Here is an 18,908-nt window from a genome sequence, read left to right on the forward strand (position 1 = left end):
AAGCCCCGGGGAGGTCCCAGGGATCAAATCTGCCTTGCCGGACCGAGCCGCGCACGGCGAGAGCCCGCGAGCCGCCGCGACGGCGAGGGCACGGTCGTCGCGGCGGCCCGCCGCGCGGGGGGATCGGCTGCCGACGCCCCGCGCCCACGCGACCGAGCCGACTACCCCCCTTGCGGTCAACCATGCCCGGGCAGTCGAGGCGCGGGGCGGTGCACGGGCTGCGCCTGTGCGCCCCCGCGCCCCGCGTCGGCCGGATCTTCCCCACCGGGGAACGTCACGAACGCCAACAATGGGGCACGCGTTCACCACCATGACTGCTGCGCACGAGGAGAGGGACAGCGGTGATCCGGGTACTTCTGGTCCATGACGCGTCTTTGGTGCGGTCCGTCCTCGCGGACTGGCTGCGCCGCGAGGACGACCTGCGCGTCTACGACACCTCATGGCGCGCCGCGCCGGGCCGGGTGCGGTCGGTACGGCCCGACGTGTGCGCCGCGGACCTTGAGTGCTCCGACGCACCTGGCGTCCCGCCGCTCGGCGACCTGTGCGGGCGTGGCGCGGCCGACGGGACGGGGCCACGGCTGCTGGTGCTGGCCGACGCGCACCGGCCGGGGATGCTGAGAAGAGCCAGGGAGGCGGGGGCGCTCGGCTACATCGGCAAGGAGGGCGCGCCCGAGCGCCTGGTCGAGGGCATCCGGCGTGTCGCCCAGGGGGAACGTTTCGTCGACGACTCGCTCGGCTTCGGCTTCCTCGAGGCCGCCGAGATGCCGCTGACCCGCCGTGAGCTGAGCGTGTTATCCCTGGCCGCCGGTGGCGCCTCCGTCGCCGAGATCGCCGGGAGCCTGCACCTGTCCCACGGCACGGTGCGCAACTACATGGCGGCCATCACCCGCAAGACCGGCGCCCGCAACCGCGTCGACGCCATCCGCATCTCCCAGGGCCAGGGCTGGGTCTGAGGGAGTGGCCCAGTGGCCGACCAGCTCGCGATAGAGCGGTGAGCGGGCCGGTAGCTCGCCGTGCGTGCCGTACGCCGTGCGCGGGCCGTCCAGCACCAGCACACGGTCGGCGCGCCGCGCCGAACTGATGCGGTGCGCGACGACGACCAGCGTCCCGCCCGTGCGCTGCGCGAAGGCCCGCTCCGCGCGCTCCTCCGCCTGCGCGTCCAGGTGACAGGTCGCCTCGTCCAGCAGCACGAGCGGCGCGTACGACAGATAGGCCCGGGTCAGCGCGATCAGCTGCCGCTCGCCCGCCGACAGCGCCGCCGGATCCACCGGCGCACCCGGACCGCCGAGCCGCTCCAGCAGGGATGTGAGCCCGACCGCGTCGGCCGCCGCGAGCAGCTCCGGCTCGGCCACCGGATCCGGCCGCAGCAGGCCGAGGTTCTCACCGAGGGTGCCGCTGTGCACGTACGCCTCCTGCGGGACGAGCACGCGCAGGGCGGCGGCCCGCGCCGAGGGCACCGGCGCGCCGTGGACGCGGATGCCGCCGCGCACGGGCTCCAGCAGCCCCGCGACGAGCGCGGTGAGCGTCGACTTCCCGATGCCGCTGGGTCCGACGACGACCAGGTGGGCGCCGGGCACGAGCGTGAGGTCCAGGTCGTCGATCACCGGGGCCGCGCCGGGGCCGTACGAGAAGGTCACGCCGGTCAGGCGCAGAGCGGGTTCGGCGGGCGCCGGGGCAGGTGCGGGCACCGGAGCCGGCGCAGGGCCCGCCGCGCCGGTGCGGCCCGCGGCCCCGCGCACCCCGTGCGTCCCGTCCGCACCGACCGGCCGTCCGGCGTCCGTCTGCGGTGCCAGCCGGCGCAGGACCACAGTCAGCCGGGCGCCGCTCGTGCCGAGGCCGTGGACGAGCGTGCCCAGCGCGGGCAGCAGGGACTGGGTGACGTAGGCCAGGGCGCCGACCAGGGCGCCCGGGGTGACACCGCGGTCCAGGAGCCAGGGCGCCGCGGCCGGCAGCAGCACGGCCGGCAGATGACCGCCGACGGCGAGGGCCGCCGTGCGCAGCACGGAGAAGCGGGCCTGGGACCGCGCGGCCCGCAGTTCGGCGTCGACGTCGGCCCCGACGTCCGCCGCGATCCGTTCCTCCGCCCCGGACGCCGTGATGTCCCGCAGCCCGGGACAGACGGCGCCGAGGCGGGCGGCGACTGCCTCGTCGGCGGCGAGGTAGGCCTCCTGCCGCCGTGCCAGCGGCCGCAGCGTCACCGCGAACAGCGCCACACCGGCGGCCAGCGGCGGCCCCACGACGAGCAGCAGGGGCGGGGCGAGAGCGAGCAGCCCGGCGACCGCGCCGACGGACGTGAACACGAACGACCGCGCCACCATCACCAGCCCGGCGAACGTGTCCCGGGCGATCTCCACCTGCTGCGTCAGCCCGGACAGCGCCCCGTCGTCCGCCTCGCGCACGCCGCGCGCCACCACCCGGGTCACCAGCCGGTCCCGCAGCGGTTCCACCAGCGCGGCGACGGCGCCGTACACCCGCCCGGTGCCCAACGCGCCGATCAGCACCCCCGCGCCGGCCACCGCCAGCCAGACCAGCCCCGTCCCGGACCGCCCGGCCAGGAACCCGTCGTCCAGGGCGCGGGCGAGGGCGTACCCGAGCAGGAAGGTCTGCCCGGTCTCCAGCACCGACCAGCCGGCCAGCCGCAGCAGCACCTGCCACCGCCGGTGCAGAAAGCGCGTCCCCCGCGCGAACAGCCCGACGCCCGCGGCCGTACGTTCCGGGCCGCTCACCGCCCTACCCCCGCCGGGTCCGCGCCGGCGAACACCGCCCGGTAGCCGGGGTCCCGCCACAGCGTCGTGTGCGGCCCCACCGCGCGGACACGTCCGCCGTCCAGCCAGGCCACGGCGTCCGCGCGGGCGGCCGTGGCGGCGCGGTGGGCGACGAGCAGGCGGGTGCCGTGGGTGCCGGGGGCGGTCAGCGCCTCGGTGATGCGGTGTTCGGTGACCGTGTCGAGGCTGGACAGCGCGTCGTCCAGGACGAGCAGCCGTCCGCCCCGGGCGAAGGCCCGTGCGAGGCCGAGGCGCTGGGACTCGCCGCCGGAGCGCGGGGCGTCGGCGCAGGCGGTGGCGTACCCGGCGGGCAGGCGGCGCACGAAGTCGTCGGCGTGGGCGGTACGGGCCGCCTCCCGGACACGGGCGGGTGAGGGGTGCGGCAGGCCGAGGGCGAGCGCGTCCTCCACCGTGGTGCCCAGCAGTACCGGGCGGTCGAAGGCGCAGGCCACCGCGGTCCGCAGCTCCTCGTGGGACAGCTCGCGCAGGGGCACCCCGTCCAGCAGGATCTCCCCGGCGTCCGGGTCGGCGAGCCGTGCGGCGAGCGCGGCGAGCAGCGACTTGCCCGTTCCCGAGCGGCCGACGAGAGCGAGGGTGGTCCCGCCGGGCACGACCAGGTCGACCCCGTCGAGCACCGTGCGCTCGCCGCGTCGCGCGCTCACCCCGCGCAGCTCCAGCCGTCCCGGTCCGCCCCGCGGCAGCCGGCGTCCACCGTGACGCGGGGCGGGCACGGCGTGCAGCTCGCCCAGCCGTCCGGCCGCCGCGCGGGCCCGTGCCACGGCGGTGAGCCGGCCGACGAGCGCGCCGACACCGGTGGCGAGGACCGCGTACCGGGACGCCGCGAGCAGCTCCCCGGCGGTGAGCCGGTGCCGCGCCAGCAGCAGGCCCGCGACCGCCACCACCGCCAGCTGCAGCAGGGGTGCGACCGCCACCGCCTGCGCGGCGGCCCGGCCCTGCACCCGCCACATGCGGTGGCCCGCGCGGGACAGTTCGGGCAGCGGCGTCAGGATGCGGGCAGTCTCCCGCTCCTGGAGCCCGGCCGCGCGGATGGTGCGCCGTCCGGCGACGGCCTCGGCCAGTGTCGCCGCCATCCGTCCCTGCACCCGCTGGTAGTCGGCGACGCAGGCGGAGGTGTCGCGGGCCAGGGCGCGCAGCAGCAGGTAGAGCGGCGGTGCCCCGGCGAGCAGGACGACCGCCAGCCACGGGTCGATCACCGCCAGCGCGACGACACCCCCGGCCGGTACCGCGACCGCGGCCGGCAGCGCGGCGCGCGCGGCGGGTGCCGTTCCGGCCGCCGTGGCGTTGCCGACCAGCCGGGCGACCAGCTCACCCGCCGGGAAGCGGTCCTGGGCGCGGGGGCCGAGGGCGAGCACATGGCCCGTCGCGCGGCGGCGCAGCCAGGCCGTGGTGCGGGCGTCGACGGTGCCGTGGAGCACGGTCTCGGCCGCGTCCAGCACGGTCGTCAGCAGTACGAGGCCCGTGCACAGGAGCACCCAGCGGGTCGCGGGCTCGTGCGCCAGCAGCAGGTCCAGGGCCCGGCCCAGTGCCGCGGGCAGCAGCAGTCCGGCGCCGGCCGACGCGACGGAGGCCACGGACAGCGCCGTGCGGCGGGCCGCGCTGTGCCGGGCGGCGTCGCGCAACAGTGCCCCGCTCTCGCGGGTCACCGCGTCGCCTCGCTGGTGTGGACGTGACATGCCGGCTGCTCCCGGAGAAGAGTGAGGGCCCCGGGTGGCCCCTCCCTGAGCGGAAGGGCACACCCGGAGCCGTGGTCACGCGGTGGGCGTCACAGACAGAGCAGAACGCTCGCCGCGCTGATGCACGACAGCAGGCTGACGGTGCTCGCGCCGCCGCCGCCGTTGTGCTCGTCGGACTCCATCGTCTGCAGGTCGAGAAGGGCCATGATCGTGTCCTTTCGTCATGGGGACAGGGGTGGTGTCAGGACCGCGGGACTGCGGCCGCGTCTTCAGGGCCGCGTGAGCGGCGGGAGGAACGGCAGGTGTGCCGGGCCGGGGCCGTCGAGGGCCGCGCCGAGCGCCAGCAGACAGCCCGCCGTTCCGGTGGCGAGGTCCATGGAGAGCCGCATCATCTGATGGCCGGGGAAGGCGAGTTGGCCCTGGTAGGCCATCGCGTACCAGCCGAGACCGGAGATCTGGCCGGCCAGATGCTCGGGTGCCGCCCCGGTGCGGCTCAGGTGGGCGATCATTCCGGCGCGGCCCTGGAACAGCCCGGGCTGCGCGTAGAAGCGGGAGGTCGCGGCGGTCAGCACGCCAGCCCGTACGGTGGCGAACTCCTCGGCGGCGTGCGGCGCATGGACGAGGAAGTCGTCCAGGACCATGCCGATCCCGACGCTGCCGTCGCCGGCGTAGGGCAGGGTGCGCCAGCCCTCGTCGACCTCCAGCGAGCCGCCCGGCCGCACCACGCAACGCTCCAGGTCGCGACGCAGCGCCACACCGGCCGCCCGCAGCAACTCCGCCTGGCCGGTGCGCTCGTACTGCCGCAGCAGGAACAGCGCCGGCCCGCTCGCGCCGCGCAGCAGCCCGGCCCGCCGTTTCGGCGCGGGCGGTTCGGCGAGGCGCCCGACCAGGATCCGCGCGGCCTCGGAGGCCCGCTCGCCCAGCTCGCTCTCGCCGGTCGAGTCCGCGAGCGCGCCGAGGACCAGGCCGAGCCCGGCCAGGCCGCCGTGCAGGTCGGACGACAGGTTGTGCCAGCGCTCCTTCAGAATGCCGTCGACCAGGTCGAGGGCCCGTTGCCGGTGGCCCAGCAGCTCCAGTACGTGGGCGACGCCCGCGAGACCGTCGTACAGGCCGAGCGGGGTGCCCGCCGGTGCCGGGTCGCTGTGTTCGAGCAGCCAGCGCTCGCCCTCGTCGTAGCGTTCGGCGCCGGTCGCCGCGAGCGCGTACAGCACGCCGGCCGCACCGTGGGCGAGGCCGAGGCCGCCGCCGTCGGAGAACTGGGCGATGTCGCCGGGGAAGAGCCGGTCGTCGCGCTCCGGGGTCGCCGAGGCGAGGATCGCCTTGGTCATGGAGTCCCGGCTGTGCGGCCAGTCGGCCGGATCCACGAGCGGGACGGATCCCGCCGGCCGGCCGGTCGTGCCCCGGGTGATCTCGGTGACCGCCTCCGCCAGGAAGCCGGCGGGCACCTGCGGGAACTCACGCGCGATCACCTCGGCGAGGTGGGCCGCCTTGCCCCGGTCCACCACGAACAGCGTGGTCACCGGCAGGAACAGCGCGAGCCGCAGGCAGGCCAGCGCGTAGCCGTCCACCTCGACGCCCCGCCGGTCGGGCGGCGCGAAGAACCCGGGGTGGGCGACGACCTGGCGGCCGTGCTCCTCGACCGGGGCGGCCGCCTCGAAGTCGATCAGGTACACGGACTCCTCGTCGGGGGCGACCATGATGTTGAACACGTGCAGGTCGTTGAAGACGACCCCGCGCGCGTGCACCTTCTCCACCGCCTGCTCCACGGCCCGGTGGATGCGCACCGCCCACGCCGTGTACGCGGCGACCTCGCCGGGGTCCGGGTCGGGGGCGAGCAGCGGATGCCGTTCGGCGAAGAACGCGTTCAGCGGCCGCCCCTCGACGAAGTCCGTCACCAGGAACCGGTGGTCGCCGAGCGTGAACCAGTCCCGCACCTCCGGCACGACCCCGGTGTCCGCCAGCCGCTCGAGCGCGTCCTTCTCCCGCTCCAGCCGGGCGATCGCGTCGGCCCCGTCGGAGGCCAGCCCCGCGTGCGGCCGGCCCTCCTTCAGCACCACCTTGCGCCCGTCGCGGGTGTCGGTGCCCGCGTACACCCCGCCGCCGTTGGAGAAGTGCAGCGCCTTGTCGATGCGGTACGGCAGCTCACCCACCGTCGTGGTGTTGCGCGCCGCCAGATGAGGCTGGAGGAACTCGGGCAGCGTCACCCACTCCGGCACCTGGAAGGAGGGCGAACGCCGGTCCGGTACCAGCCGGCCCTCTCCGTCGCGCACCGCCGGCACCAGCGCACCGCGCTCGTCGACGACGTAGGAGCGCGCGAAGGCGCCGTAGCGGACGTACAGCGGGCCCTCGCCCCAGCGCAGGTCGGTGAGGATGTAGGGGCCCTCGAAGCCCCCCAGCAGCTCGCCCAGCTCGCGCAGGACGGTGTGCAGCTGCTCCTCGCCGTCCGGGTAGACGGTGACGAACTTGCCGCTGGTGTCGCGCCCGGCGTACTTGGCGTTGCGCAGGTGCAGCAGGTGCGGGCCGGGCACGAACTTGAACGGGATGCGGCGGGGCACGCAGTAGTCCCACACGATCGCCGCGATCTTCTCGGCGTTCGCCCGGGTGGCCGAGGCGTGGATCTTCCAGCCCTGGGCCGGTCCGGAGTGCGGGTGGCCGTCCGCGGTGAGCGGGGTCAGCGTCAGCCAGTCGCCGACGCGTGCCGCGCTCCAGCCCGCGGGCACCTCGCGGCGCGCCGCCGCGAACAGCGGTGCGGCCTGCTCGCCGCCGTCCGACAGCCGGTCCGGCGTGTCGTAGAAGTGACGGTCCGCGAGGGCGTACACCTCGTACCGCTTGTCCATGCGTCCCCCTCCGTGGTCCGGCCTCGAGATTTCCAGTGAGTGACCGACCACCGACAGTCACGTGTGTCACCACATCGCCGTGCAGAACGCATGCGTCAACAGATGTTCGGATCGTTTCGAGCAGCTCATGCGCCGGGACGCGGCCACGGTCGCAGGGGCTGCGCCCGCGTGCGATGCGCGCTGTAATACCGACGTGGTCAGTGAGGGAGCTGCGGGACACAGCACGCGGACGCTGCGTGCCGAGGGTGCCCTCAAAGCGCTCGCCTCCGGCCCCGACTCACCCGAACGGATCCGGCAGGTTCTCGAACAGGCGCTGGTGTTCGCCGGCGCCCAGCTGGCCGCCGTCTACACGCCCGACGAGGAGGGCGACCTGCTGTGCCTGGTGGAGTCCGCCGGGGTGCCGAGATCCGTGTACGGGCTGCGCGAGAGCTACCCGGTGTCCGGGCGCTCCCCGGCCGCCGACGTGCAGCGCACCGGGCACGCGGTGTGGCTCGGGCCGCGCGAGCTGGCGGCGCGGGCGCCGTCCCGGCGCGTCCCCGCGCTCGACTTCCACCTGGCCGCGCTGCCCCTGCACGGCACCGGCGGCTGCCTGCTCGCCGTCAGCGAGGACAGCGGCGGCTTCGGCACCGAGGCCCGCACCTGCCTCGAACTGGTCGCCGCGGCCGTCACCGCGCCGGTGCCGGCCACGGCCGCCGAGGCCGGAGAGCTGCCCGCGAACGCCTTCAGCCTCGCCATGGACAGCGGGCGGGTCGCGGTCGGCGACGGCATCCTGCGGCTGTTCGGGCTGGCCCGCGAGGACTTCGACGGCAACGTCGAGACGCTGCTGCGCCTCACCGTCCCCGAAGACCTGCCCGCGCTGATGTCCGTTGTCGAGGCAGACCACATGTCGATCGGCGACCGTGAGCTGGAGTTCCGGATCCTGCAGCCCACGGGAGCGCCCAGATGGCTCAGGCTGCACGGCCGGCTGCTGCCCGGCGGCGAGGGCCGTCCCGCCCGGCTCGTCGGCACCGTCGAGGACACCTCCGTGCTGCGCTCCGACGTCACCGACGTGGCCCGGGTGCAGCGCCTGGCCGCCACGCTGGCCACCGCCGGCACCGTGCGGGACGTCAGCCAGGCCGTCGTGTCCGCCCTGCGCAGGCCGCTGCGGGCCGACCGGATCGCGCTCGCCGAGCTGGAGGGCGACCGGCTCATCGTCACCGTCCTCGACCCGCCGGAGCCCGAGGCCTGGCCCGAGCTGTGGCGGCTGGAGTGGCGCGCGGAGTGGCCCGACGCACCCGTGCGCGCCATGCCCACCCTCGCCGCCGCGCTGCGCGAGGGCCGCGCCCGGATCTGGCCCGCCGGCACCGCCCTGGAACCCGCCCTCGCCGAGGTCGGGCCCGGCGGCCTCGCCGTGCTGCCGCTGCCCGCCGGCAACCGCATGGCGGGCGCCTGTCTCATCGGCTGGGACACTCCGCACGACTTCGGCCCCGACGAGCGCGCCCTGCTCACCGCCTCCGCAGGCCTCGCCGGGCAGGCCCTGATGCGCGCCCACGCCTTCGACGCCGAGCACGAACTGGTCGGCATGCTCCAGCGCCAGCTGCTGCCGCGCCGCCTGCCCGCACTGCCCGGCGCCGTCGCCGTCGCCCGCTACCTGCCCGCCACGGCGGGCCTGGAGGTCGGCGGAGACTGGTACGACGTGATCCCGCTGCCCGATCACCATGTCGCCCTCGTCATCGGCGACGTGCAGGGCCACAGCACCGCCGCCGCCACCGTCATGGGCCAGATGCGCACCGCGCTGCGCGCGTACGCCGTCGAGGGCCACCCGCCGGACGTGGTCGTCTCGCACGCCAACCGGCTGCTGGCCGACCTCGAGACCGACCTGTTCGTCACCTGCGCCTACGTCGACCTCGACCTGGAGTCGGGCTCCGCGTGGTGCGTACGGGCCGGGCATCTGCCGCCGGTGCTGCGCCACCCGGACGGCAGCACCGAGATCGTCGAGTCCGACGGCGGTCCGCCGCTCGGTGTGCTCCCGCAGGCGGACTTCCCGCTCGGCCCGCTGTCCCTGCGGCCCGGCACGGTGCTCGCGCTCACCACGGACGGCCTGGTCGAGTCGGTGGACGCCGACATCGACAGCGGCCTCGCCCGGCTCGCCCGCGACCTCGGCGGCTGCGCCGTCGCCGACCTCGGCACGGTCGCCGACGCCCTCCTCGGCAACGCCAACCGCAGCGACGACGTCGCCCTGCTCCTGGTGCGCTACGACGGCATGGCCTCGCGCCCGCTGCGGGAGAGCTGGACGGTGTGGCGGGTCCCGCAGGCCGTCGGACACGCCCGCCGCTTCACCCGGCGCACCCTGCGCGTCTGGGGCGTCCCCGCGTCCGACGTGGACGCCGCGCTGCTCGTCGTCTCCGAACTCGTCACCAACGCCCTCGTGCACACCGGCGGGCAGGTCCGCCTCGGCCTCACCCTGGTCAACCACCGGCTGCGCATCGCGGTCACCGACGCCTCCCCGCGCACCCCCGTCAAGCCGACCAGCATCGGCTGGGAGGCCACCGGCGGCCGCGGCATCCTCCTCGTCGAGGCCGTGTCGGACGCCTGGGGCGCGGTCCCGGTCAGCGGCGGCAAACAGGTCTGGAGCGAGATCGACCTCGCCCGCTGAATCCCCGTGTCACCGGCCGTCTGCGGGTAACCCGGCTCCCACACATCCCCTTGCGACAAGGAGTACGTCATGATCCAGCACGTCCGCGACATCATGACCGCCGACCCGGTCACCGTGGAGCCGCAGGCCTCCGTCACCTCCGTCGCCCGGCTGATGCGCGACGAGGACCTCGGCGCGGTCCTGGTGACCGACGGCGACGACCTGCGCGGCCTGGTCACCGACCGTGACCTGGTGGTGCGCGGCATCGCCGACGGCGGGGACCCCGAGCAGACCACCGTCGCCGGCATCTGCAGCGACGACGTGGTCACCGTCGGCCCCGATGACGACCTGAACCTCGCGATCCGCCTGATGCGCGAGCACTCCGTACGCCGCATCCCCGTCGTCGACCACGGCCACCCGGTCGGCATCGTCTCCCTCGGCGACACCGCCATGGAACGCGACCCGGACTCGGCCCTCGGCGACATCAGCGCGGCCCGCCCCAACATCTGACGGCACCCCCGCCCCGACCGCGTCCGCGATGCGCACCCGAACGGGTGCAGTGGGCCCAAGACACGGGTGGTTCCCCCGCCGCCGCGTGCCACAGGCATGCCGGCGGGGGAGGGTCATCTCCGGTGGGTCGGCGGACACGGGAGGCGCAGGGACGTGGAGCGGCACGGCCGGTCGGAGCCGGTGACGGGGGAGAGCAGGGGCGAGCGGCTGACCGGTGCCCTCGACGCGCGGCTGCCGGTCGGTGAGGGCGGCGCGATGCTGCGCAAGGCGTTCCCCGACCACTGGTCGTTCCTGCTCGGCGAGATCGCCCTGTACAGCCTGCTGGTGCTGGTGCTCACCGGCGTCTGGCTGACCTTCTTCTTCGATGCGGAGATGCGCGAGGTCGTCTACGCCGGCCACTATGTGCCGCTGCGCGGCGTGGCGATGTCCGCCGCCTACGAGTCCACCCTGCGCATCAGCTTCGACGTGCGCGGCGGACTGCTGCTGCGCCAGATCCACCACTGGGCGGCGCTCGTCTTCGCCGCCGCGATCGGCGTGCACCTGCTGCGGATCTTCTTCACGGGCGCCTTCCGCCGCCCCCGTGAGCTGAACTGGGTCATCGGCGTCACCCTGTTCATGCTGGCGCTGGCGGAGGGCTTCGCCGGGTACTCGCTGCCGGACGACCTGCTGTCCGGCACGGGCCTGCGCATCGCCCAGGGCATCATGCTGTCGCTGCCGGTCGTCGGCACGTATGTGAGCTTCTTCGTCTTCGGCAGCCAGTTCCCCGGGCACGACTTCATCTCCCGGCTCTACCCGATGCACATCCTGCTGCTGCCCGGCCTGCTGCTCGGCCTGGTGACCGTGCACCTGATCCTGGTGTTCCACCTCAAGCACACCCAGTGGAGCGGCCCCGGCCGCACCGAGCGCAACGCCGTCGGCAAGCCGATGGTGCCGCAGTTCACGGCGAGTTCCGCCGGGCTGTCCCTCATGGTCTTCGGCCTGCTCGCCGCACTCGGCGCCGTCGCCCAGATCAACCCCGTGTGGGTGTACGGCCCCTACCGCCCCGACCAGGCCTCCACCGGCTCCCAGCCCGACTGGTACGTCGGCTTCCTGGAGGGTGCGCTGCGCCTCGTACCGCCCTGGGAGACCGACGTCGCCGGGCACACCCTCATGTGGAACGTGCTCCTGCCCGCCGTCGTCCTGCCCGGCCTGCTGTTCCTGGTGCTGTACGCGTACCCGTTCGTCGAGCAGCGGCTGACGGGGGAGGGGCGCCAGGAGCAGCACCTGTGCGACCGGCCCCGCGACCGGCCCGTCCGCACCGGCCTGGGCGTCGCCGGAATCGTCTTCTACGCCGTCCTGCTGATCGCGGGCGGCAACGACGTGGCCGCCGCCACCTTCCGCGTCTCCGTCAACGTGATGACGTGGGCCCTGCGGGTCCTGCTGGTGCTCGCACCGATCGCCGCGTTCTTCCTCACCCGCTGGCTGTGCCACGCCCTCACCGACGAGGAACGCGAGCACCTTCGGGAGGGCGTGGACACCGGCGACGTCCGGCAGACCGTCGAGGGCGGCTACGAGGAGAGCCGGCGCCCCGTCACCACCGTGCGGCCCGGCGCCCCGCGGCCGCAGCTCACTCCTGGTCCTCGCCCCGGTGCACGAACTGGAACGCCATCCCCAGAACCCCCCGAGCCAGCACCGCCATCCCGATGAGGAACAGCCACAGCCCGTACACCACACCGGTCGCCGCCAGCGCGAACCCGGCCGCCGTCACCACCGGCCAGCGGCTCGCCGCGGGGAAGAACTCCACCGGCCCGGCCGCGTCGGCGATCTCCGCGTCCCGCCGGTCCTGCGGCCGCGAGCCCCGGCGCCGGTACTGCACGGCGCTGAAGAAGGACACCAGGGACGCCATCAGGAAGGCGACCACGAGCACCGCCGAGCCGGCCGGTTCCCGCGACCAGCCGCCGTAGAGTGCCGCGATCCCCGCGAAGAACAGGGCCACGCCCCCGAACAGCATCGACTCCGTCTTCATCGTTGCCCCACCTCCTTCGCCTGGCGGGCCACGTAGGGATGGTGCAGGTCGAAGGCGGGGCACTCGGAGCGGATACGGGGCAGCGCGTGGAAGTTGTGCCGCGGCGGCGGGCAGGAGGTCGCCCACTCCAGGGAACGCCCGTACCCCCACGGGTCGTCCTCGGTGACCACCCGGCCGTGCCGGGCGGAGTACCACACGTTGTACAGGAACGGCAGCGTGGAGACGCCGAGCAGGAACGCCCCGGCCGTGGACAGGGTGTTGAGCAGGGTGAAGCCGTCGGCGGCGAGGTAGTCGGCGTACCGGCGCGGCATGCCCGCCTCGCCCAGCCAGTGCTGCACCAGGAACGTCAGCTGGAAGCCGGGGAAGAGCAGCCAGAAGTGCAGCTTGCCCAGCCGCTCGTCGAGCATCCGGCCGGTCAGCTTCGGCCACCAGAAGTAGAAGCCGGCGAACATGGCGAACACCACCGTGCCGAACAGCACGTAGTGCAGGTGCGCGACGATGAAGTACGAGTCGGTGAGATGGAAGTCCAGCGGCGGCGAGGCGATCAGCACCCCGCTCAGCCCGCCCAGCAGGAACGTCACCAGGAAGCCCAGCGACCACACCATCGGGGTCTCGAAGGAGATCGAGCCGCGGACCATCGTGCCGATCCACGCGAAGAACTTGATGCCCGTCGGCACGGCGATCAGGAACGACATCAGCGAGAAGAACGGCAGCAGCACCGCCCCGGTCGCGAACATATGGTGCGCCCACACCACCGCCGACAGCATCGTGATGCTGACGGTCGCGCCGATCAGCGGCAGATAACCCCACAGCGGTTTGCGGCTGAACACCGGGATGATCTCGGAGATGATCCCGAAGAACGGCAGCGCGACGATGTAGACCTCCGGGTGCCCGAAGAACCAGAACAGATGCTGCCACAGCAGCGCGCCGCCGTTCGCCGAGTCGAACACGTGCGCGCCGAATTTGCGGTCCGCCTCCAGGGCGAGCAGCGCCGCGGTCAGCACCGGGAACGCCGGCAGCACCAGGATCGAGGTGAACAGCACGTTCCAGGTGAACAGTGGCATCCGGAACATGGTCATGCCGGGCGCGCGCAGGCACATGATGGTGGCGATGAAGTTCACCGCGCCGAGCGTGGTCGACACACCGGCCACCACCAGCCCCATCGCCCACAGATCACCCCCCGCGCCGGGCGTGTGCACCGCGTCGTTCAGCGGCGCGTACGCGAACCAGCCGAACGACGCGGCACCGGTGGGCACCAGGAACCCGGAGACCACCATCAGCCCGCCGAACAGGTACATCCAGTACGACAGCGCGTTCAGCCGCGGGAACGCCACGTCCGGCGCGCCGATCTGCAACGGCATGACGGCGTTGGCGAACCCGGCGAACATGGGCGTCGCGAACAGCAGCATCATGATCGTGCCGTGGATCGTGACGAACTGGTTGTAGCCCTCCTCGCTCAGCAGCTGCAGCCCGGGCCGCGCCAGCTCGGCGCGCATGGCCATGGCCAGCAGGCCGGCCAGCAGGAAGAAGCAGAACGCCGTCACCAGATACAGGTGCGCGATCACCTTGTGGTCGGTCGTGGAGGTCCAGCGCAACAGCGCCCGGCCGAGCGCCCGCCCGGTCGGGGCCGGCCGGCCGTCCGGTCTGTGCTGTGCCTTCAGGTCTGTCATCGTCCTCCTCCCCGGACCGCGGCGACGCTACCGCCGCGCTCCGCGCAGGTACCCGCGCCACGCAGGGCCCGGGGCCCGAGGTGCGCCCTACGGCCTATCCGCGGCCGATTCCTCGCCTGGTGGACGCGTGTTTGAATCCGGGACGTCCGGGGACTCGGCGACGTAGTGCGAACCGAAGGAACGCGCGGGCAGCAGAAGGAAGATGAGACGCCGTGACGACCGCTCAGTCCCAGGACAAGACCGTCATACGCCGAGCCGAGACCGGCTGGGCGAGGGCACGCAGGCTGCGCCGCCAGCGCGCACTGCGCACCTGCCTGCCCGCCGTGGAGGACCCCGGCGCCGAGCCCGCGTCACGCACCGGGACCGATGGGAACATCATGCGGGGCGAGGACTGAGCCGAGCCTCCCGACAGCACCGACCGGTACTGCGACAGGGCGGAGGCGGCACCGCGCAGGACCGAGCGGTCGACGCGCGTCAGCCGTGCGTCTTCGCGAGGAGTTCGAGGATCTCCTCGGTCGTGCCCGTCTCGCCCAGCCGCGGGAAGATCCGCCGCACACTGCCGGTGTGCGCCTCGGCGTCCATGTCGCTCATGGCGTCCGTCGCGAGGGTGACGTGGTAGCCGTGCTCGTGTGCGGCGCGGGCCGTCGACTCGACGCCGATGCTGGTGGCGATGCCGGTCAGCACGATCTGCGTCACCCCGCGTCGACGCAGCTGAACGTCCAGGTCGGTGCCGTGGAAGGCGCCCCAGTTGTGCTTGGTGACGGTGATGTCACCCGCGTTCCCGGCCATTTCCGGCACGATCACGTCCCAGCCCTCGGGCCGGGCACCCCCCGCCCGGGGGGCCTCGGTGCGTCCGGGGACGGCGTCGGCGCCGTCGGCGGCGAACGACACCCGCACCAGGACGACCGGCAGGTCACGCTCCCGGAACACCTCGGCCAGCCGGGCGGACCGGGCGACGACGTCGGCGCCGGAGTGGGGCTGCACGGGCGCGGCGGCGATCCCCGCCTGGAGGTCGATCACCACGAGGGCGGTGCGCGGATCGAGTGCGGTGACTGCCATGGTCGGGCCTTTCGGTTGGGTGCTGCTCAGTGCTGCGGACTTCGGGGCTGAGGTTTCCCGGCTCTTCGCGGACGAGGGGGTGTCACGGCTCACGGACGCGGGGTTGTCATGGCTGCGACAGCCGCTCCAGCAGGGCCAGCGCCTCGAGTACGGTGCGCCGCTCGGCCTCGGTGTACCGGTCCTGGAGGGCGCGGGCCAGCCACTCCTCGCGGGCCTGCCGGTCACCGGCGATACGGTCCTGCCCGGCCTCGGTCAGCGTGACCAGCTGGCGGCGGCCGTCGGCGGGGTCGGGGCTGCGCCGGATCAGTCCGTGCTGCTCGAGCGCGGCCAGCGTGGCCGCCATCGACTGCGGGCGCACGCCCTCGGCGGACGCGAGCGCGCTCGCCGTGGCCGCGCCGTGCTTGCCGACCAGGGTCAGCGCGGAGACCTGCGACGGGGTGAGCGCGTCGTCCCCGGCGACCTCGCGGACGCGGCGCCGCAGCCGGCCGATCAGCACGCGCAGCTCCTGGGCGGCGCGGGCGGCGCTGCCGGAGATCTCCGATGCGTTCTCGTCGTGGGCCATGCACCGACGGTAATTTCGTCAGGTAAAACTGTCCAGTTTCACCTGAACAGCTTTGCCTGAAGAATACGTCGCGGACCGGCGCCGTACCCTGAAGCCGTGCGCCTGCTGCTGATGTCCGACACCCATCTCCCCAAGCGCGCCAAGGAGCTGCCGGCGCCGCTGCTCGCCGAACTGCCCGACGCCGACGTCGTCCTCCACGCCGGGGACTGGGTCGACACCGCCACCCTCGACCTGCTGGAAAGCCGCAGTCGCCGGCTGATCGCGGTGTACGGCAACAACGACGGCCCCGAGCTGCGCTCCCGCCTGCCCGAGGTGGCCCGTGCCGACCTGGGCGGTCTGCGCTTCGGCGTGGTCCACGAGACCGGCCCCGCCCAGGGCCGCGAGGCACGCTGTACCGCGCGCTTCCCCGACCTGGACGTCCTCGTCTTCGGGCACAGTCACATCCCCTGGGACACCACGGCGCCCGGCGGCCTGCGGCTGCTCAACCCCGGCTCCCCGACCGACCGCCGCCGCCAGCCCCACTGCACCTATCTCACCGCCACCGTGGCCGACGGCCGGCTCACGGACGTCGTACTGCACCGACTGCCGCCGCGCTGACGGCCGCCGCCCGCGGGCTCGTTTCGCCGTCCCGGCGGCCGGGCACCCGAGGCGGACGCCCGTCGTCCAGGGCGGCCGACGCGGACACTCGTCGACCGCCTCGGCCGCTACGAGTGGTCCATGACTGACACACCCCTGACCTTCCTCAAGCGCGCGGTGCGGCCCGCCTCGCCCTGGGGCGTGCACGTCGTCATGTGCGCCGGGTACTTCCTGGTGCTGCTGGACGTCACGATCGTCAACGTCGCCCTGCCCGCGATCGGCGCGCAGCTCGGCACCGACGTGGACGGTCTGCAATGGGGCGTCGACGGTTACGCCCTGGCGCTCGCCGCCCTGATGCCGACCAGCGGCACCGCGGGCGACCGCTACGGTCACCGGCGCGTCGTACTGGCCGGGCTGGCCGTCTTCGGCGCCGGATCGCTGGCCTGCGGGCTCGCCCCCACGGTCACCGCGCTGATCGCCGCCCGTGTCGCGCAGGGCGCCGGGGCCGCGCTGCTGCTGCCCGGCACGCTCGCCGTCATCGGCCGCGCCTTCCCCGACCCCGCCGAGCGGGCGCGGGCCATCGGAGTGTGGGCCGGCATCGGCAGCCTCGCTCTGCCCGCCGGGCCGCTGCTCGGCGGCGCTCTCGTCGACGGGATCGGCTGGCGGGCGATCTTCCTGGTCAACGTGCCGATCGTGCTGGTCGCCCTGGTCCGTGCCGCCGCCGTGGTCCAGGAGAGCCGTGAGGAGAACGCCAGACAGGCGGGGCCATCGGTATTGCCGTCGCCGGAGCCGTCGCCGGGTCCGTCGCCGACCGGAGCCCCTTCCTGCACGGCTTCCACGCCGTGGCGCTGGGCTCCGCCTGCCTCTACGCGGCCGCCGCGCTCCTCGCGCTCGCCGTCCTGCCCGGGGCGCTGCTGCCCGCGCGCGCGAGCGCCGACTGACCGCCGGGCCCCGGACATGGGCCGGGCCGCCTCACCTCGGTGGAGGCGGCCCGGGCGCTGCGATTGGGTTGCGCTGTCACGGACCTCCTTCGATGGGGTGGTTCGGTGGCGGCGACGCATGCTGTGCATGCCTCGTCCCTATAGCGCGCGGATACCCCGAAACGCCCGTATCACACCCACGCGCCGGCGTTTTTTCTTCCGCCGGACCGGCTCGCGCTCAGTTGCTCGGGCCGGTCCAGCCGGCGGTGACATGGCCGAGCCGTACCCGCTGCGGGTGGTCGCCGACCGGGACCGACATCCGCTTGCGGCCCGTGGCGAAGTCGATGGCCGTGACCTGGTCGGCGCCGCTCTCGGAGATCACGCAGTCCCGGCCGTCGCCGCTGACCGTGGCCCAGTACGGCTTGGACGCGGGGACCAGCGGGCCCTCCTGGAGGGTGGCGCGGTCGACGACGGTCGCGTAGTCGTCCATGGTGCCCGCCACGCACAGCTTGCTGCCGTCCGGCTTCATCGACAGGCCGTGGTGGCGCGAGTCGTTGACGAAGGTGGTCCGGTCGTCGCTGGTGGCGGGGTTCTTCGGCAGGGTCTTGGTCCGGGTGATCCGGTCCGTGGCGAGGTCGTACTCGAAGAAGCCGTTGAAGAACGACACCTGGAAGTACAGCTTCGACTCGTCGGGGGAGAAGACGGCGGGCCGCACCGCGTCGGAGTAGTCCTTCAGCCCGATCGCGTCGAGTCGCTCGCGCATGTCGATCACCTTGACCGGCTTGTACGTCGCCGCGTCGACGACCGTGATGTGCCGGTCGCCCTTCGTCCAGTCCAGCCAGGGCGCGTCCAGCGCGGTGTTCACGTCGCCGATGGCCATGTTCCACAGGTACTTGCCGTCCTTGCTGAAGATGTTCTCGTGCGGCTTGTCCCCGGTGGCGAAGGAGCCGAGCTGCCGGCCGGTGACGATGTCCAGGACGTGCACGGTGTTCGCGGTGGACGCGGACACCGCGACCCGGGTGCCGTCGGGGGAGACGGCCATGTGGTCGGCACGGTAACCGGACACCGGAAAACGCCAGTTCAGCCTGCCGGTGGCCAGGTCGATCGAGACGACGTCGGCGAAGCTGGGCCGCGAGACGACGACCGAGCGGCCGTCGGGTGTGGAGTACATGTCGTCGGCGAACTGGTCGTGGCCCTCGCCGACGCTGTTGCGGATCGCCATGAAGTACGCCCACTTGACCGGGTCGGCGTTGATCTCCGCGAGCCGCTGCTCCTTGTCCGGTACGACACTGATCCGGCCGATCCGGGCGAAGTCGCCGCTGGAGGCGATGACGTCGGCCGTGCCGTCCCAGTTGTTGCCGACGAACAGCACCTCCCGCAGCCCCGCGGGGTCGGCGTGGGCGGCGGTGGCGGGCGAGGCGGCGGTGAGGGCGAGCGCGGCGGCGACCGTGCACACGAGTCGGGGTCGGAAGGCGGGCATGACGGCTCCTCGGGGTGGGGTGGAACCCGAACACACGTGATGCGCAAGAGACTTACTGCAAAGTAAGGAAAGGCCGACCGCTGCGGCAAGACCACGGACGTAACACCTGGCCCGCGATCCGCTCCAGCGCCCGCAGGACCGGTGCCGTCCCGTCCTCCTCGCGGATCCGGGTCTCCAGGGCCGGCGCCCGCCGCCCGTACGACGGGTCGGTGACCG

At 73.8% G+C, this 18,908-nt stretch carries 14 protein-coding genes and 2 pseudogenes; 7 read left to right on the plus strand and 9 right to left on the minus strand.

The window, feature by feature from the left end:
- Nucleotides 1–611 precede the first annotated feature (611 nt).
- Nucleotides 612–869: pseudogene (locus tag AB0J12_RS32295) on the plus strand (LuxR C-terminal-related transcriptional regulator); the annotation flags it as partial.
- On the opposite strand, the gene AB0J12_RS32300 reads toward AB0J12_RS32295, so the two are convergent.
- The 4 genes from AB0J12_RS32300 to lanKC all read right to left on the minus strand — a co-directional run bounded on the left by AB0J12_RS32300 (nt 792) and on the right by lanKC (nt 7,296).
- A complete protein-coding gene (locus tag AB0J12_RS32300) occupies nt 792–2,726 on the minus strand; it encodes an ABC transporter ATP-binding protein (RefSeq protein WP_363268144.1) in 1,935 nt (644 codons plus the stop codon). The pseudogene AB0J12_RS32295 and the gene AB0J12_RS32300 sit on opposite strands and share 78 nt — an antisense overlap.
- Nucleotides 2,723–4,459, minus strand: a complete 1,737-nt coding sequence (locus AB0J12_RS32305; protein ID WP_363268145.1) for an ABC transporter ATP-binding protein — start codon at nt 4,457–4,459, stop codon at nt 2,723–2,725. Before AB0J12_RS32305 ends, AB0J12_RS32300 begins: the two co-directional genes overlap by 4 nt.
- An 89-nt stretch (nt 4,460–4,548) precedes the next feature.
- A complete protein-coding gene (locus tag AB0J12_RS32310; RefSeq protein WP_363268147.1) occupies nt 4,549–4,665 on the minus strand; it encodes a SapB/AmfS family lanthipeptide in 117 nt (38 codons plus the stop codon).
- A gap of 63 nt (nt 4,666–4,728) precedes the next feature.
- Nucleotides 4,729–7,296, minus strand: coding sequence for a class III lanthionine synthetase LanKC (lanKC, locus tag AB0J12_RS32315; RefSeq protein WP_363268149.1), 2,568 nt, complete (start codon nt 7,294–7,296; stop codon nt 4,729–4,731).
- Between the two features lie 193 nt (nt 7,297–7,489).
- Between lanKC and AB0J12_RS32320 the strand changes: the two genes are divergently transcribed.
- The 3 genes from AB0J12_RS32320 to AB0J12_RS32330 all read left to right on the plus strand — a co-directional run bounded on the left by AB0J12_RS32320 (nt 7,490) and on the right by AB0J12_RS32330 (nt 12,106).
- Nucleotides 7,490–9,931 (plus strand): SpoIIE family protein phosphatase, encoded by a 2,442-nt coding sequence (locus AB0J12_RS32320; RefSeq protein WP_363268150.1) that lies wholly within the window; start codon nt 7,490–7,492, stop codon nt 9,929–9,931.
- Between the two features lie 69 nt (nt 9,932–10,000).
- Nucleotides 10,001–10,420, plus strand: a complete 420-nt coding sequence (locus AB0J12_RS32325) for a CBS domain-containing protein (protein WP_363268151.1) — start codon at nt 10,001–10,003, stop codon at nt 10,418–10,420.
- A gap of 255 nt (nt 10,421–10,675) precedes the next feature.
- Nucleotides 10,676–12,106: a ubiquinol-cytochrome c reductase cytochrome b subunit gene (locus AB0J12_RS32330; RefSeq protein WP_363268219.1), complete on the plus strand. Its 1,431-nt coding sequence runs from the start codon at nt 10,676–10,678 to the stop codon at nt 12,104–12,106.
- Here the strand turns inward: AB0J12_RS32330 and AB0J12_RS32335 are convergent.
- Together AB0J12_RS32335 and ctaD are read right to left on the minus strand one after the other, a co-directional pair.
- Nucleotides 12,027–12,425, minus strand: a complete 399-nt coding sequence (locus tag AB0J12_RS32335; RefSeq protein ID WP_363268152.1) for a cytochrome c oxidase subunit 4 — start codon at nt 12,423–12,425, stop codon at nt 12,027–12,029. The genes AB0J12_RS32330 and AB0J12_RS32335 overlap by 80 nt on opposite strands.
- Nucleotides 12,422–14,095 (minus strand): cytochrome c oxidase subunit I, encoded by a 1,674-nt coding sequence (gene ctaD / locus AB0J12_RS32340; protein WP_363268153.1) that lies wholly within the window; start codon nt 14,093–14,095, stop codon nt 12,422–12,424. Before ctaD ends, AB0J12_RS32335 begins: the two co-directional genes overlap by 4 nt.
- Before the next feature lie 212 nt (nt 14,096–14,307).
- On the opposite strand from ctaD, the gene AB0J12_RS32345 reads away from it, so the two are divergent.
- Nucleotides 14,308–14,490, plus strand: a complete 183-nt coding sequence (locus tag AB0J12_RS32345; RefSeq protein ID WP_363268154.1) for a hypothetical protein — start codon at nt 14,308–14,310, stop codon at nt 14,488–14,490.
- A gap of 79 nt (nt 14,491–14,569) precedes the next feature.
- On the opposite strand, the gene AB0J12_RS32350 is transcribed toward AB0J12_RS32345, so the two are convergent.
- Together AB0J12_RS32350 and AB0J12_RS32355 are read right to left on the minus strand one after the other, a co-directional pair.
- On the minus strand, nt 14,570–15,154 hold the full coding sequence (locus AB0J12_RS32350; protein WP_363268155.1) for a hydrolase: 585 nt from the start codon (nt 15,152–15,154) through the stop codon (nt 14,570–14,572).
- Nucleotides 15,155–15,260: 106 nt separating this feature from the next.
- On the minus strand, nt 15,261–15,716 hold the full coding sequence (locus AB0J12_RS32355; RefSeq protein ID WP_363268156.1) for a MarR family transcriptional regulator: 456 nt from the start codon (nt 15,714–15,716) through the stop codon (nt 15,261–15,263).
- Nucleotides 15,717–15,812: 96 nt separating this feature from the next.
- Here AB0J12_RS32355 and AB0J12_RS32360 point away from each other — a divergent pair, with 96 nt between their 5' ends.
- Both AB0J12_RS32360 and AB0J12_RS32365 read left to right on the plus strand, forming a co-directional pair.
- Entirely contained in the window at nt 15,813–16,313 is a 501-nt protein-coding gene (locus AB0J12_RS32360; RefSeq protein ID WP_363268157.1) for a metallophosphoesterase, read from the plus strand.
- Between the two features lie 192 nt (nt 16,314–16,505).
- Nucleotides 16,506–16,994: pseudogene (locus tag AB0J12_RS32365) on the plus strand (MFS transporter); the annotation flags it as partial.
- Between the two features lie 456 nt (nt 16,995–17,450).
- Here the strand turns inward: AB0J12_RS32365 and AB0J12_RS32370 are convergent.
- Nucleotides 17,451–18,692, minus strand: a complete 1,242-nt coding sequence (locus tag AB0J12_RS32370) for a YncE family protein (protein WP_363268158.1) — start codon at nt 18,690–18,692, stop codon at nt 17,451–17,453.
- Nucleotides 18,693–18,908 lie beyond the last annotated feature (216 nt).

The sequence above is a fragment of the Streptomyces sp. NPDC049915 genome (assembly GCF_040656475.1).
Taxonomy (GTDB): Bacteria; Actinomycetota; Actinomycetes; order Streptomycetales; family Streptomycetaceae; genus Streptomyces.

Coding starts and splice junctions, on each gene's coding strand:
- AB0J12_RS32305 (WP_363268145.1), bottom strand. CDS start 4,459: ATGTCACGTCCACACCAGCGAGGCGACGCGGTGACCCGCGAGAGCGGG.
- AB0J12_RS32310 (WP_363268147.1), bottom strand. CDS start 4,665: ATGGCCCTTCTCGACCTGCAGACGATGGAGTCCGACGAGCACAACGGC.
- lanKC (WP_363268149.1), bottom strand. CDS start 7,296: ATGGACAAGCGGTACGAGGTGTACGCCCTCGCGGACCGTCACTTCTAC.
- AB0J12_RS32325 (WP_363268151.1), top strand. CDS start 10,001: ATGATCCAGCACGTCCGCGACATCATGACCGCCGACCCGGTCACCGTG.
- AB0J12_RS32330 (WP_363268219.1), top strand. CDS start 10,676: ATGCTGCGCAAGGCGTTCCCCGACCACTGGTCGTTCCTGCTCGGCGAG.
- AB0J12_RS32335 (WP_363268152.1), bottom strand. CDS start 12,425: ATGAAGACGGAGTCGATGCTGTTCGGGGGCGTGGCCCTGTTCTTCGCG.
- ctaD (WP_363268153.1), bottom strand. CDS start 14,095: ATGACAGACCTGAAGGCACAGCACAGACCGGACGGCCGGCCGGCCCCG.
- AB0J12_RS32350 (WP_363268155.1), bottom strand. CDS start 15,154: ATGGCAGTCACCGCACTCGATCCGCGCACCGCCCTCGTGGTGATCGAC.
- AB0J12_RS32355 (WP_363268156.1), bottom strand. CDS start 15,716: ATGGCCCACGACGAGAACGCATCGGAGATCTCCGGCAGCGCCGCCCGC.
- AB0J12_RS32370 (WP_363268158.1), bottom strand. CDS start 18,692: ATGCCCGCCTTCCGACCCCGACTCGTGTGCACGGTCGCCGCCGCGCTC.